Origin of the sequence: Bacillus sp. DC4300-2b2, from assembly GCF_049895685.1 — a bacterium.
Classification (GTDB): Bacteria; Bacillota; Bacilli; order Bacillales; family Bacillaceae; genus Bacillus; species Bacillus safensis.
This window is the reverse complement of sequence record NZ_JAFCSW010000002.1, coordinates 1-11,630: the sequence shown is the minus strand read 5'-3', so window position 1 is coordinate 11,630 and position 11,630 is coordinate 1. Positions and strand designations below refer to the sequence as shown.

Genomic DNA, 11,630 nt, shown 5'->3' with positions numbered 1-11,630 from the left:
TCACTCCTGTTTCAGCATCCATCAGCTATTGTTTTTTCAGACGCTTATATTCCTCTTCCATTTTCTTTGACAACTGTTCTGGTGTGATGGAGCCTGCTAATAATTCTTGCCCCGTTGTTGCCATGACCGCCCACATTCCGCTTGGTAAGTATTTTCGATCGAAATACGGTTCAATCTTCACCTGTTTGTATTGATCGTAAAATGTAGAGTAATAGTTTTTCGCTTTCACTTGTTTTAGAGCTGTTTCAGAGGATGTACCCTCTGCGATTTTTTTTGCGTTTTCAGGCTTTGCTAAAAAATCGATGAATTGCTTTGCTTCTTTTAGATGCTTAGAGTCTTTCCAAGCAGCGACAGTAAACCGTTCTCCTCCAATCCAGCTTTGATCATCTCCCTCATGAATGGCTGGAACAGGCATCGTGCCTACTTTGATCGATGAATTCAGCTCTGTTGCTTCAGGTCCTAGGGATCCTCCGACAAAGGTGAAGGCGATTTTGTTTTGCGCCATGAGTTCCGGTGCTTGAGAGAGTTTCGCTGTCAGGACATCCTTGTTTAAAAGGTCTTGATCCTTCAAATCTTTCATGAATTGTGCAAGCGGTGTATAAAGAGACCAATCAAATGATCCGTTTTCAAGTTCCTTTCCGTATTGATGCTTTTGATCGGTGATTAATAAAGGCGTCGCCAGCTCATCAAATACTTGGGCAATATTTGAGTTATCTCCTCCTGGTATCCAGAGCGGCACAACATCTCCTTTGCTTTTTTCTTTCACTGTCAGCAAAGCTGATTTTAGTTCATCAAGTGTTCTAGGAACTTCAATGCCATATTCCTTTAATAGATTGGCATTAAAGCTAAGCCCGTCTTTTGCTTGATTCAGTGGATAAGCGTACACTTTGCCATCTTGGTCCTTTAAAATTTGGTCGAGTGAAGGATCAAGATGTTTGACCCAATCCATCTCTTTTAAATCAGCCACATACTCGCTATAGCGCAGTTTGGCCCAGCCATGTGTATCAAAAAGGTCTGGCATATCGTTTGCCCCCATTTTGACGCGGATCATATCTTCATAGCTGTTGCCTGGGAAATTGGCATCGATTCGAATGTGTTGATGCTCCTTTTCAAACTCACGAATCACTTCTTCAAACGCTTTTCTTTCCCCGCTGTTGCTCATCGTTGAAAATAGCGTCAAGGTGACCTTTCCATTTGCTTCAGAAGAGCCGTTATTGCCGCAAGCAGACAAAATCATGGTCAAGAAAATGGCTGCAGTCAGCAGCATGATTTTTTTATTCATGGTTTCCTCCTTTTGATCACTGAAAATTCAGACGATAATCGGTAGAATTCATGCAGTTGCGGAAACAAAAGAAGTCCATTATACTGGAATCCTATTCTTTTCAAAGAGATAAGAGAGCATACCGGCAGGCTGCCTTGTTCTTAGCATGATCTGGCCATCATGCTAAGCAGCTTGTTTTCTGCTTTTTTGTCTCTTTTTTATTTGCTGAAATCTATGGTTCACCCCCTTTCATGGATGAGACATGTACTGCCTCGCTCGATGAGTGTTGTTGGCACGACGACTTTTAGAGGAAGTTTTCTTCCGTTTATTCTCTCAAGCAAAAGCTTCAGACCAACTTCCCCCATTTCTTCTGTATATACTTTGATGGTCGTAAGCGGCGGGCTTGCAAATGATGCGGCTTCAATATCATTAAACCCAACAATGGATACATCTGAAGGAACGTGTAGACCGGCTTCATGGAGAGCGCGCATTGCCCCGATTGCCATAGAGTCACTTCCAATGAAAAAGGCCTGCGGCAGTTTTCCCTTTTTGATAGCTTGCTGCATAAGCGTATAGCCTTCATGCATGGAGTATTCACCAATGTGGATGTCTTCCATATGAAGAGCTCCCGCCTCCTGCATTCTTTTCATAAACGTCGTTTGTCTTTCGTCCTCAATCACAGCATTGCCTTCGAAATAATGCTCTCGCTCTTTCCCGCCAATATAGCCTAGATGTGAATAGCCAAGAGATTGCAGATGACGAATGGCGCGATCTGCCGCTCTGACAAAATCCACATGTACACAATCATACAAATCTTCATCTGCATAATGATTGATAAAAACAATGTGTTCCATTCGATTTGTCATTTTTTCAACCGTATCGGGGCTGATTCGTCCAATGACGATCAAGCCGTCAATATCCTTTAGCATCGCCCCTTTATCCATGCTTCTTAGGCGAAAGGTATGGAGAGTAGACAGGCCTTGTTTGGCATATTCTTTTTCAATTCCTTTTCGAATCGATGAAAAAAAGGGATCATTTAATTCTTCGTCAATGGATTGAGCGACAACGATACCGATGACTGGGGATTCAGATTGGCTTTTTTCTTCTGCTTGATCGGCTTTTCTTGCTCTCACTGGGGTATAGTTTAACTTCTTAGCAATGTCGAGGATGTTTTGTCTCGTTGCATGTGAAACGGCAAGTGTTTGATCGCCATTTAACACACGGGATACAGTGGAAACGGACACTTTTGCATCATGAGCAATATCTTTGAGTGTGGTCATAGGCAAACTCCTCATCGTTATTTGACTAAATATTTACTAAAGATATTTGAAGGATAACATATTAATGAAGCGCTTTCAATTGTAGATTTGCGATTTTTATTTTGTTTTTGGGTAAGTTTTGGTGAGTAAATATTGTTTTAGTAAAATTGCGTAAAAAAAGAGGATGGGTTTCATCCTCTCTTTTACTAACGTGATTCGATTGAAGCTGTTTCTTTTGCAAATATTTGCTTCATTGTTTCCCAAGCAGTGTCGAGTTGTTTATGAAGTCCAAATAAACCTGAGGTGCCGATGATGTAGATCTCATTTCCAGCCTCAGCAAGCAGCCGGAACGTGCTCTCATTACAAGAGCCGTCTACTTCAATTGAAAACGAGTATCCTCCATGTTTTTTGATATCTTTTACCTGTTTAATTTTCTGAAGCATTTCTTTAATAAAAGGCTGTCCGGCAAAGCCTGGATCGATCGTCATGATCGTCACTCGGTCTATTAAATGAATAAAGGAATCTAATGCTGCAACTGGTGTGGCGGGGTTTAAAACAAAGCCAACCTCACATTTTCTTTGGTGAATATGCCGGATGATTCGAAAGGCATCTTTCTGCACGACTTCTGGGTGTAAACAAATCATCGTTGCGCCTGCATCAATACACGCATCGATTAAAAATTCCTGGGGGTGTTCAGCCATTAGATGAACATCAATCGGTAAATTTGTCAGTTTCCGAAGCTGTTCAATGAAAAAGGGTGATAACGTCATATTCTTCACATAATGCCCATCCATTACATCGACATGGTACCGGTCTGCTCTCGTGTTGAGAAGATGAATTTGTTCACGGAAGTGCGTGAGATCCATGCACATCAGTGAAGGTGAAAAAGTGGCTGTCAATCTCAGTCTCCTCCTTTTTACAGCTGAAATAAAAACTTGATCAATCCAATTAAGATTCCGATGATACCAAAGTCTGTATCTCCAAACGTTGTCCCTTCAAAGCCGAGGGTTCCGAGCACAGGTAATAAACAAGCAGGTAAAAAGGAAAGAAGCAATCCATTTACAAAGGACCCAGCGACAGCACCTCTTACCCCTCCTGTTGCATTGCCATACACTCCTGCTGTAGCACCGCAAAAAAAGTGCGGGACAAGACCAGGGACAATGACAGTTAAACCAAACAAAGGTAAAAGAAAAATGGATACGATGCCTCCTGCAAAGCTGCATAAAAAACCGATAATGACCGCATTTGGCGCAAATGGAAAAACGGTTGGCGCATCAAGTGCCGGCTTTGCTCCCTTCACGAAACGATCGGCAATCCCTTTAAACGCAGGTACGATCTCGCCAATGGCCATCCGTACCCCTGCTAAAATAATGTACACACCAGCAGCAAACGTAATCGCCTGAATGAGAATGAAGACAGCGAAGTTCGTGCCACCGCTAATTTGTTCTATAAAAGGAATTCCTGCAAACGGTGCAATCGCAAAGAACAGCAAAGCCATCGTAATCGAAATGGCAACAGATGTATCTCTTAGAAAACCGAGTGATTTAGGCACTTGAATGGTTTCCGTTGATTTTTCTGGAGAACCAACCCATTTGCCGATCATTCCCGCAGTAAAATAACCGAAAGTACTGAAGTGTCCGAGCGCGAGATCATTGCTTCCGGTGACTTTCCTCGTAAACGGCTGAAGGATTGCGGGTGCAATGACCATAGCTGCACCTAATATCATTGAACCAGTTGAGATGAGCAGCCACCCGTGCATGCCGGCTGTTGAGAGAACGACGGCGAGCATAGCCGCCATATACAACGTATGATGCCCAGTCAAAAAGACGTATTTAAAGGGTGTGAATTTTGCCAGTAACAAATTGACCAGCATACCAAAAATCATGATGAGTGCTGTCTGTGTACCGAATTCCTTTTGAGCAATAGCGGCCATAGCATCTGTATTTGGGACAACCCCTTGAATGTGAAAGGCTGCTTCAAACATCTTTCGAAAAACCCCGAGTGAATCAGAGACGACTGTAGCGCCCGCCCCTAATATTAAGAAACCCATGGTTGTTTTCAAGGTGCCTGACACAGTATCTGCGGCTGATTTTTTCTGCAAAAGTAAACCGGCTAGAGCAAATAAACCGATGAGAATGGCAGGTGTGCCCAATATATCGTTCATGATCAGTTCTATCATGATGTGAATCCCCCTTTTTCATGACTTAAATGTGTTGACGAAGGACGTCCTTAATGGCTTTCTGGTCTAACAAATTATTTAAGCCAGCCACATTTCTTGTGCCGTCATTTAGCTGGTCAATAATATCAGCTGCGCCGATATAAAGATCTGCTTGTTCATTTTTACTTGTACTGAGATCGGTATGATCCACTTCAGCTTTAAGACCTAATTCTTCTAATGCTTTTTTTACATTCATTTCTACAATAAAGCTGCTTCCTAACCCGTTTCCACACACAACAAGAATTTTTTTCATTGTCTTTTTCCTCCTTTATACTTGTGAAAATTGATCAATTAATTCTTGAACCGATGCTAAATTTTCTGCTTCAATCAATTGTTTCGTGCGTTTCTCTTCACTTAACAGCATGGTTAGCTGTTTGAGTGCTTTCAGGTGGCTCATGCTGTCAATAGCGGCTAACACAATGACAAGACGCACCTGCTTTTTGCCATCTTTTGAAAACGAAATGGGCTGTTTGAATGACATGAGTGTCATGCTCAATTTGTTCACGCCATCCTCCGGTCTCGCATGTGGAATGGCCACTTGTGGTGCAATGACAATATAAGGACCATTTTGATGAACAGACTGAATCATGGCTTCTACATAACTTGGTTTAATGGCATTTTGATCAAGTAAAGGCTGCGCCGCTTTTGTTATCGCCTCTTGCCATGTGTCTGCTGTTTGGTGGAGCTTGATGGTTTGTTCTGTTAATAAATCGTTTAACACTGGGTTCCATCCTTTCTGATAGGATACATATGTGGGATGAAGCAGCTCCTGAATGTCACGAAGCAGTGCTTGTTTATTTTGTACGATGGTATGCTGCTGAATGATGTTGAATAAAGCGTTTACATGCTGCTCGTCAACCTTCGTTTCTAAGCCTTTCCCGTATTGAAGTAATGTTTTTTTCTCATAGGCAGTTAAAATAGGATGAACGAGATGAACTGGTTTTCCTTTAAACGAAATAGGTGTTGTGGTCACAACGAAATCTGCATCAACGGCTGCTAATTCTTCATATGCACGCTTTGATAACAGCCCTCGTACTTCGATGTAGCCGATTAATTCGAGAAGCTGAGTTTTCAGCATGTAACTTGTGCCGATTCCTTCTCCGCAGACAATGTAGACAGAACGCTTAACAATGGATGAAATTCCTTCTCTTCTCATCCAGCTGCCAAAATGCATGGCGAGATATGCAATTTCATGGTCACTCAGCTTTGAACATGCCGCCTTTTCTAAATGGCAGGCAACTTTTTGAGTGATTTCAAACACTTCTGGCTGTGTTTTTTTTATAGACTCCGTCAGTTCGTTGATTATGCCAATGTGATAGATGAGCCTGTAATAAGCTGGAATTAAATGCATTGTTAAGTTTTGCTCCAATGCTTTTGGTTCTTGAAAGGAAATACAAGCATATCGCTGAAAGTCAAATATCATTTGTCTGGCGATGGTGCGAATGAGATGTTCTTCTGGTTTTTTAATTGATGGAAGTTTTTGTTTTTTGGCACTGAGCCATAGGGTGCTAAGAAAATAGATTTCATCATCATGAACAAAGAGACTGGTCTCTTTTTGAATCTGCGCCATGAAACGAATAGCCGCCAAGCATTCCTCTGTTTCCTGCAATGTTCGCTTTTCTTCGTTTGAAATGTGTACAGCATGCCCCAGCTTCATCCGCTTGAAGTAGAAAAAGAGATCCAAAGAGAGCTGATCCAGCATCTCATCTGCAAATTCAAGCTTAAGTTCTTGTTCTGACTGAAGGAGGAGATGGTGTACCCGTTTGGATGAAATAGGTCCCTTTAACCAAAATGACGGAAACGTTTTTTCGTTTTTTATCATTGTGCGAATGAAATGTATATAAGGTTTGAGGGCCAATCGAATGGCCCTTTCGTCTCCTGAAATCACATAGCCGCTTGCTGCCTGATAGCGGAGTGTGATCTCCTGCTTTGAAAGCGCCTCTTTTAGCTGTTTCATATCCTCGAGCAATGTATTTCGGCTCACCTTTGTCATCTTCATAAAATCATCAATTCTTAGGGAATGCTCGCTACATGCTATGGATAAAAGCAAGATGGCCCTTCGTTCCTTTTTACATGGTTCATAATCGTGACCAACAAGAATGGTGTCAGCTTTTTGAATAATGATTTCTTTCTCAAGAGGATTTAAATAATAGCCTAGTTGGTCTTTACGCTGCACACCACTAAGCTGATGAGTTTCCAGCCAGCTGTTCATTCGTTTGATTTCAGCGTAAACGGTTCGAGTCGAGACATTCATCCGATTCTGTAAATCTTCTATTGATAGATAAGATGTCGTGTGAAGCAGCATAGATAATAAAGCAGTGCCCCTTTTGGTTAAGTACAGTTGGAATTCCTCCTTTCTTCCCTTTGCTTATAAGTCTAATCAACTCACATGCGTCAAAGAAGTCCAAATGTCTTCAGCACGTGCTGTGCAGTGATTGTGTACTCTTTTCATAAGAAAAACACACTGATTGAGTGTGCTTCAGGCTTGTATACAAAGAGTTCTTTGTCTTCTTTTGCGTGGTTGAGGACCAATAAACTCAAAAAACCTTGAATGATATAAAGCCAGTCAAGGTTTTTTCACTTCTTATCATCTTTTATTTTTCCTATACGTGACATTTAAAATTATTTTTTGTTTAAACTAAATCCGAAATCCAAATCGTTTTCAAATGAAATACAAATACACCAATCACCTTTTAATGATATAAAGTAGTGGTGTTGTGGGATATTTAAAAAATAGACTAGTAGCTCTTCTAAATGTTTTAATTCAAACTGGTACCCAAACTCTGTAAGGTTATCCCCTATGTAAATTACTTGTAAGTTATTATCTAAATATTTGTCTTTTAATTCAGTTATAAATAGAAGAGTATCAGGAAGTAAAGATTCATTATTTGAGCTCTTACTATGATGTTTCTTCGTTTGTAACCAATTTATTTTCGAACTACCAAATGCAAATTTTTGTTCTATTAAATTTAAATAAATTTCTGGATTTTTATGTACTTTGACACTTTTAAGAAGGTTTTTTAATTCCAAATCCTTTATTAGACCTTCATCATAAGAAATCAATAAAATTAACCCCTTTATCTAAAATGTATTTAACTGCATTCTTATCAAAATTCATAGGAATCGCTGTTCCATCATTTGTCGCATTCATCATTTCGGCTTACAATGCCATTGTAGTTTGCTGCTCTGTCTCTAACAAAGAATATTCACCTTTTAAATTTTGATCGAGTTTTATTAAATCTTTAACCGTTTTCTTCCGCAGCTGAGATCTACAGAAGATGGAAGTAAGATTGGTGGTTCATTGAGATTTTATTCGAAATACGACTCACCTTCATGTATCTAATATGAGGTCTAACCAGCATTGATTATGGACAATATAGGAGTAGTCTCTCTTGTAAACTTTCCAAGATTTCTACAGGCATTTCCCGGACCTTGATATCATCGCCTAGGAAAAATATCCAATTTGTTATTTCGGTTATTTCTTCTGAATGATTAACATTGATAAAAGTTTTTAAAATGGCTGTAGTTTGGTAAGGATTCGTATAAGATATTGACATTTTGAAAGGATGGTATTTTTTGAACTGTGCAATTGCCTTTGGACCAAGTTCAAGGACAAGGTTGATTACTTCCTCCTGCTTACTTAGTTTTTCTAAAATCTTTTTCCTGCTTAATCTATTTTTTGAAGAGTATGGTTCTACATCTGTGAGATTGTCGACAGGCAAAATCCGTTTCTTCTCTTCCTTTACATCAAAGCATTCAATCAACCACAGGCTTTTTTCACGATAAAGGTTCAAAAGGTAAATAGGATAGGACTTGATCACTTTCTCCTCTCTCATGGTAATCAGTAAATATCGATCCAAAATAAGCAATTGGATTAATTTTTCTAACATGGGGTGAGGGAGATCGGACAAATCAAGCAGATCAGGATTATTCGGGTTGGTCCCTTCAAATAGCAAGAGGCGATTTAACAGAACAAGGTCATCTTGCTGGGTTTCAGAGATGAGTCCTAGTAATTTTTCAGCTAAAGACTGGCGACTCTTTAAATAAGGGAGTTGTTGGTTTCTCGTGGCCATAAAAGCAATAAAAAGAGCTTTAATCTCATTATCGGTAAAACGGACAGTTGGCAGGACAGAATTGTTCATCACAAAATATCCTCCGTCCCTTCCTACTTCTGCGACAAGTGGCATCCCCATAGCTTCAATTTCTCTGATGTCTCTAATTGCTGTCGAACGAGAGATATGAAATTCTCTCATGATTTCAGTAATTGTAAAGTTGGCGCGGTTGTTAATATACCGCATGATGGTATTAATCCGTTCAACTTTTTTCATCTGGTCCCCCCCCCTAAACAGTATCATTTTTTGACATGGTTTAAGCCTATTATATATTTATCAAGTGAAAAGAAAAAACATTTGATCAATTTTTCAAAAGGAAGTGTTGAATATGGCAGATTATATACTAGAAGAAAAAGACAGCTTTCACGTGTTAGGTATTGGAACTGAACTTAAGAGTCATTACACAGACTATGCGGGCATAACGAAGGAAAAAGCAGACTTTTGGCAAGCAGTCAACCAAGAAGGTAAGCTTGACACCTTAAAAGCCATTGCCACAAATGACTATATTTTTATCGTAAACGAAGCGGTAAATAATAAGCTGATGCATTATGTCGGGGTCATGACAGAGGAATCGTTACCAGAAGCGGATAGAGTGATTCAATTTCCTAAAGGGGAATATCTAATCGTTAAAGGGAAAGCTAAAACCGCTGATGAATTGCATCAAACGCTTACTGGCATTGCATTTGGTCAAGTCTTGCCTGAAGCAAAGAATTTTGCCTATGTTGGTGGACCAAATGCAGTGGTAGAAATGGGACAGCGTAACGACTTATTACTTGGTGAGATGTGGATTCCTGTTGTACGGAAATAACAAGGATATGGAGGGATAGAAATGGCTTATATCGTTGATTTTAAACATGTGTCTACGATTGGTTTAGAGTCTTCACCTGTAGCAGAAGCACTTGCTGGCTTACGAGCTAATGAGGCTCGTTACTTTATGAACAAATATAAGCATGAATTTACAGTATTACCTGCCAGCGATAGTCAGGAGACCCTTGATTACGTGAACCGAGTGTTAAAAGAAGAACGTGAACTAGAGTTTGCAGCCAAACCTTTAGAAACGGCAAGTTTTCAAGTAGAAAATATCAAATGGACCTACGTCTTTTATGAGGATGGTCTTGCAATTAACGTCCTGTATACAGTGGATGACCCGAAAAAACGTGCTGTTGGTTTTAAGCTTTCTGAAGGGATGGAAGTACCAAAGGAATTAGAAGGAAAATTTAAATTTGCTAGGCAGAAGTCTAAACTAGCTGGAACGATTCGTGGGTCATTCTTTAAAATTAAAGGGGAATATTGAGTTGAGAAACACTTTCTTCACTCGAATTTGTGAATCTGATTGAACAAATAAATTAAAATAATTTCCACCTTCTAAACAGAGCAGCATTCTCTATGCATATTAGAGGATGTTATTCTGTTTATTGTACCAGCCTTATTTTCTTATGAAGAAGTTCGCCGTTAAAGTGGCTTGTCTGATTAACATCTATACTTTTTTCAAAGGAATTTCTCATCTTCAAAGAAAAAGATGTAAAGTATCCCTCATTCAAAAAACACTCACTATAAAAGCTGTGAGTGCTCATTTTGGCTTGTCTCTATCATACGTGACCCACACAGGAAAAAGGTCCTCATCTCCCTTTTTGTCGGTTTTTTCTCAATTTGAAGTCCAATAAAACAAAAAACCTTGAAAAGCATTTAGCCAATCAAGGTATGCGTTTTATTTTTTTAATCAACTAGTAACTCCAAGTAATATTTATCATTTTCTTCTATTTTTCTTAAAAATTCTTCAAGAGAAGTCGCAATTTGAATATCATAATAGTAAACCGGACTGCTATTCTTTTCATTCAATTCAATTGACATTAAAGCTGATTCACTACCTTCAAAAAATATTAGTTTGTTATTTTCAAATTCATCATAGATTTCTATATCAGGATAAAACTCAAAATCATTAACTCTTAATCGAAAATCTCTTACGGAATAAGGATCCATAATACGATTGATATTAAACTCTGAACCTTTAATAAACCCGTAGCCAACCTCTATATAAAAATTAACTAACTCTTTAGGAAATTTTAAATCAAGTTCCTTTTCAACCTCTTTTATTTCATTTTCAGTTACTGGATGAAAACTATTTTCTTGATTTGCCTTTATAGATTCGTATCTCATTATTTTTTACCTCCTTTAAATAGTTCGTTTGCTGGTGAACCTTTTCCATGAATACCAGCTTGATGCTCATTTGGGAATTTTGCAGGATGCATATTCCACCATTCATGTTCTCCTCCAAATGTATTCTCAATTATATGATGAGCATCATACTTATCTCCTTTTTTCCTAATTATTTTACCTGTTTTTTCTGAAATGACATTTTCATTATACTCAGGCCACTTTTGCCCAGTATTTTCTTCCCACTTTTTGATTACTGTATTTTTTACTTTATCAAATTCTGCTCTATGCTTAGCTGTTTCTATTGGTGACATTTTTTTATATTCTTTATTTCTTAAGGCTTCCTTCAACTTCTGTGTTTGGTTTTTAGGTAACTCTCTGCCTGTTCGGCCTTCTATATCTCTAATATATTTTTTTATTGTATCAGAATCTATCTTATTACCCTTAACCCCCATTTTACCATGAAACCCTTTCGCTCCAAACGGCAAAAGCATTCCAAGCGCCGCATTCATACTCGCTTCCTGCTGTTCTTTCGAGACCTTATTTCCAAACATATCGCGGCCTGTGATTGCTTCGCTGAAGCCGTTGGTGGCGGTGAGGCCATATAAGCCTTTTTGAGATGCTTT

General features: G+C 39.1%; 11 protein-coding genes and 2 pseudogenes. 2 read left to right on the top strand and 11 right to left on the bottom strand.

All coding sequences use genetic code 11. The features are described 5' to 3' along the window. Positions 1-25: 25 nt before the first annotated feature. The 9 genes and pseudogenes from ACP69X_RS04945 to ACP69X_RS04905 all read right to left on the bottom strand — a co-directional run bounded on the left by ACP69X_RS04945 (position 26) and on the right by ACP69X_RS04905 (position 9,066). Positions 26-1,282, bottom strand: a complete 1,257-nt coding sequence (locus ACP69X_RS04945; protein ID WP_041085191.1) for an ABC transporter substrate-binding protein — start codon at positions 1,280-1,282, stop codon at positions 26-28. Between the two features lie 218 nt (positions 1,283-1,500). After that, entirely contained in the window at positions 1,501-2,541 is a 1,041-nt protein-coding gene (locus ACP69X_RS04940) for a LacI family DNA-binding transcriptional regulator (protein WP_426052488.1), read from the bottom strand. Positions 2,542-2,726: 185 nt separating this feature from the next. After that, entirely contained in the window at positions 2,727-3,419 is a 693-nt protein-coding gene (gene alsE, locus ACP69X_RS04935) for a D-allulose 6-phosphate 3-epimerase (protein WP_041085193.1), read from the bottom strand. Positions 3,420-3,436: 17 nt separating this feature from the next. Then, positions 3,437-4,699, bottom strand: coding sequence for a PTS ascorbate transporter subunit IIC (locus ACP69X_RS04930; RefSeq protein ID WP_041085194.1), 1,263 nt, complete (start codon positions 4,697-4,699; stop codon positions 3,437-3,439). Between the two features lie 25 nt (positions 4,700-4,724). Then, positions 4,725-4,991: a PTS sugar transporter subunit IIB gene (locus ACP69X_RS04925; RefSeq protein WP_039179043.1), complete on the bottom strand. Its 267-nt coding sequence runs from the start codon at positions 4,989-4,991 to the stop codon at positions 4,725-4,727. Positions 4,992-5,006: 15 nt separating this feature from the next. Further along, positions 5,007-7,043: a BglG family transcription antiterminator gene (locus ACP69X_RS04920; RefSeq protein WP_330221708.1), complete on the bottom strand. Its 2,037-nt coding sequence runs from the start codon at positions 7,041-7,043 to the stop codon at positions 5,007-5,009. A 317-nt stretch (positions 7,044-7,360) separates the two neighbouring features. Continuing rightward, positions 7,361-7,801 (bottom strand): rhs-associated protein, encoded by a 441-nt coding sequence (locus ACP69X_RS04915; RefSeq protein ID WP_411242213.1) that lies wholly within the window; start codon positions 7,799-7,801, stop codon positions 7,361-7,363. Between the two features lie 34 nt (positions 7,802-7,835). Then, positions 7,836-7,997 (bottom strand): annotated as a pseudogene (locus ACP69X_RS04910) (T7SS effector LXG polymorphic toxin); the annotation flags it as partial. A 106-nt stretch (positions 7,998-8,103) separates the two neighbouring features. Further along, positions 8,104-9,066 (bottom strand): helix-turn-helix transcriptional regulator, encoded by a 963-nt coding sequence (locus ACP69X_RS04905; protein WP_075611472.1) that lies wholly within the window; start codon positions 9,064-9,066, stop codon positions 8,104-8,106. Between the two features lie 112 nt (positions 9,067-9,178). Here ACP69X_RS04905 and ACP69X_RS04900 point away from each other — a divergent pair, with 112 nt between their 5' ends. Then, on the top strand, positions 9,179-9,658 hold the full coding sequence (locus ACP69X_RS04900) for a GyrI-like domain-containing protein (protein WP_041085198.1): 480 nt from the start codon (positions 9,179-9,181) through the stop codon (positions 9,656-9,658). Positions 9,659-9,679: 21 nt separating this feature from the next. Beyond that, entirely contained in the window at positions 9,680-10,144 is a 465-nt protein-coding gene (locus ACP69X_RS04895) for a hypothetical protein (RefSeq protein ID WP_041085199.1), read from the top strand. Positions 10,145-10,566: 422 nt separating this feature from the next. Here the strand turns inward: ACP69X_RS04895 and ACP69X_RS04890 are convergent, their stop codons facing one another. Then, positions 10,567-11,007, bottom strand: coding sequence for an SMI1/KNR4 family protein (locus tag ACP69X_RS04890; RefSeq protein ID WP_041085200.1), 441 nt, complete (start codon positions 11,005-11,007; stop codon positions 10,567-10,569). Further along, positions 11,007-11,630, bottom strand: a pseudogene (locus ACP69X_RS04885) (LXG family T7SS effector ribonuclease toxin YxiD); the annotation flags it as partial. The pseudogene ACP69X_RS04885 and the gene ACP69X_RS04890, both read right to left, overlap by 1 nt.

Bases quoted from the DNA above. Each gene is read 5' to 3' on its own strand.
- ACP69X_RS04945 (WP_041085191.1), bottom strand. From the start codon at position 1,282: ATGAATAAAAAAATCATGCTGCTGACTGCAGCCATTTTCTTGACCATG.
- ACP69X_RS04940 (WP_426052488.1), bottom strand. From the start codon at position 2,541: ATGACCACACTCAAAGATATTGCTCATGATGCAAAAGTGTCCGTTTCC.
- ACP69X_RS04930 (WP_041085194.1), bottom strand. From the start codon at position 4,699: ATGATAGAACTGATCATGAACGATATATTGGGCACACCTGCCATTCTC.
- ACP69X_RS04925 (WP_039179043.1), bottom strand. From the start codon at position 4,991: ATGAAAAAAATTCTTGTTGTGTGTGGAAACGGGTTAGGAAGCAGCTTT.
- ACP69X_RS04920 (WP_330221708.1), bottom strand. From the start codon at position 7,043: ATGCTGCTTCACACGACATCTTATCTATCAATAGAAGATTTACAGAAT.
- ACP69X_RS04905 (WP_075611472.1), bottom strand. From the start codon at position 9,066: ATGAAAAAAGTTGAACGGATTAATACCATCATGCGGTATATTAACAAC.
- ACP69X_RS04900 (WP_041085198.1), top strand. From the start codon at position 9,179: ATGGCAGATTATATACTAGAAGAAAAAGACAGCTTTCACGTGTTAGGT.
- ACP69X_RS04895 (WP_041085199.1), top strand. From the start codon at position 9,680: ATGGCTTATATCGTTGATTTTAAACATGTGTCTACGATTGGTTTAGAG.
- ACP69X_RS04890 (WP_041085200.1), bottom strand. From the start codon at position 11,007: ATGAGATACGAATCTATAAAGGCAAATCAAGAAAATAGTTTTCATCCA.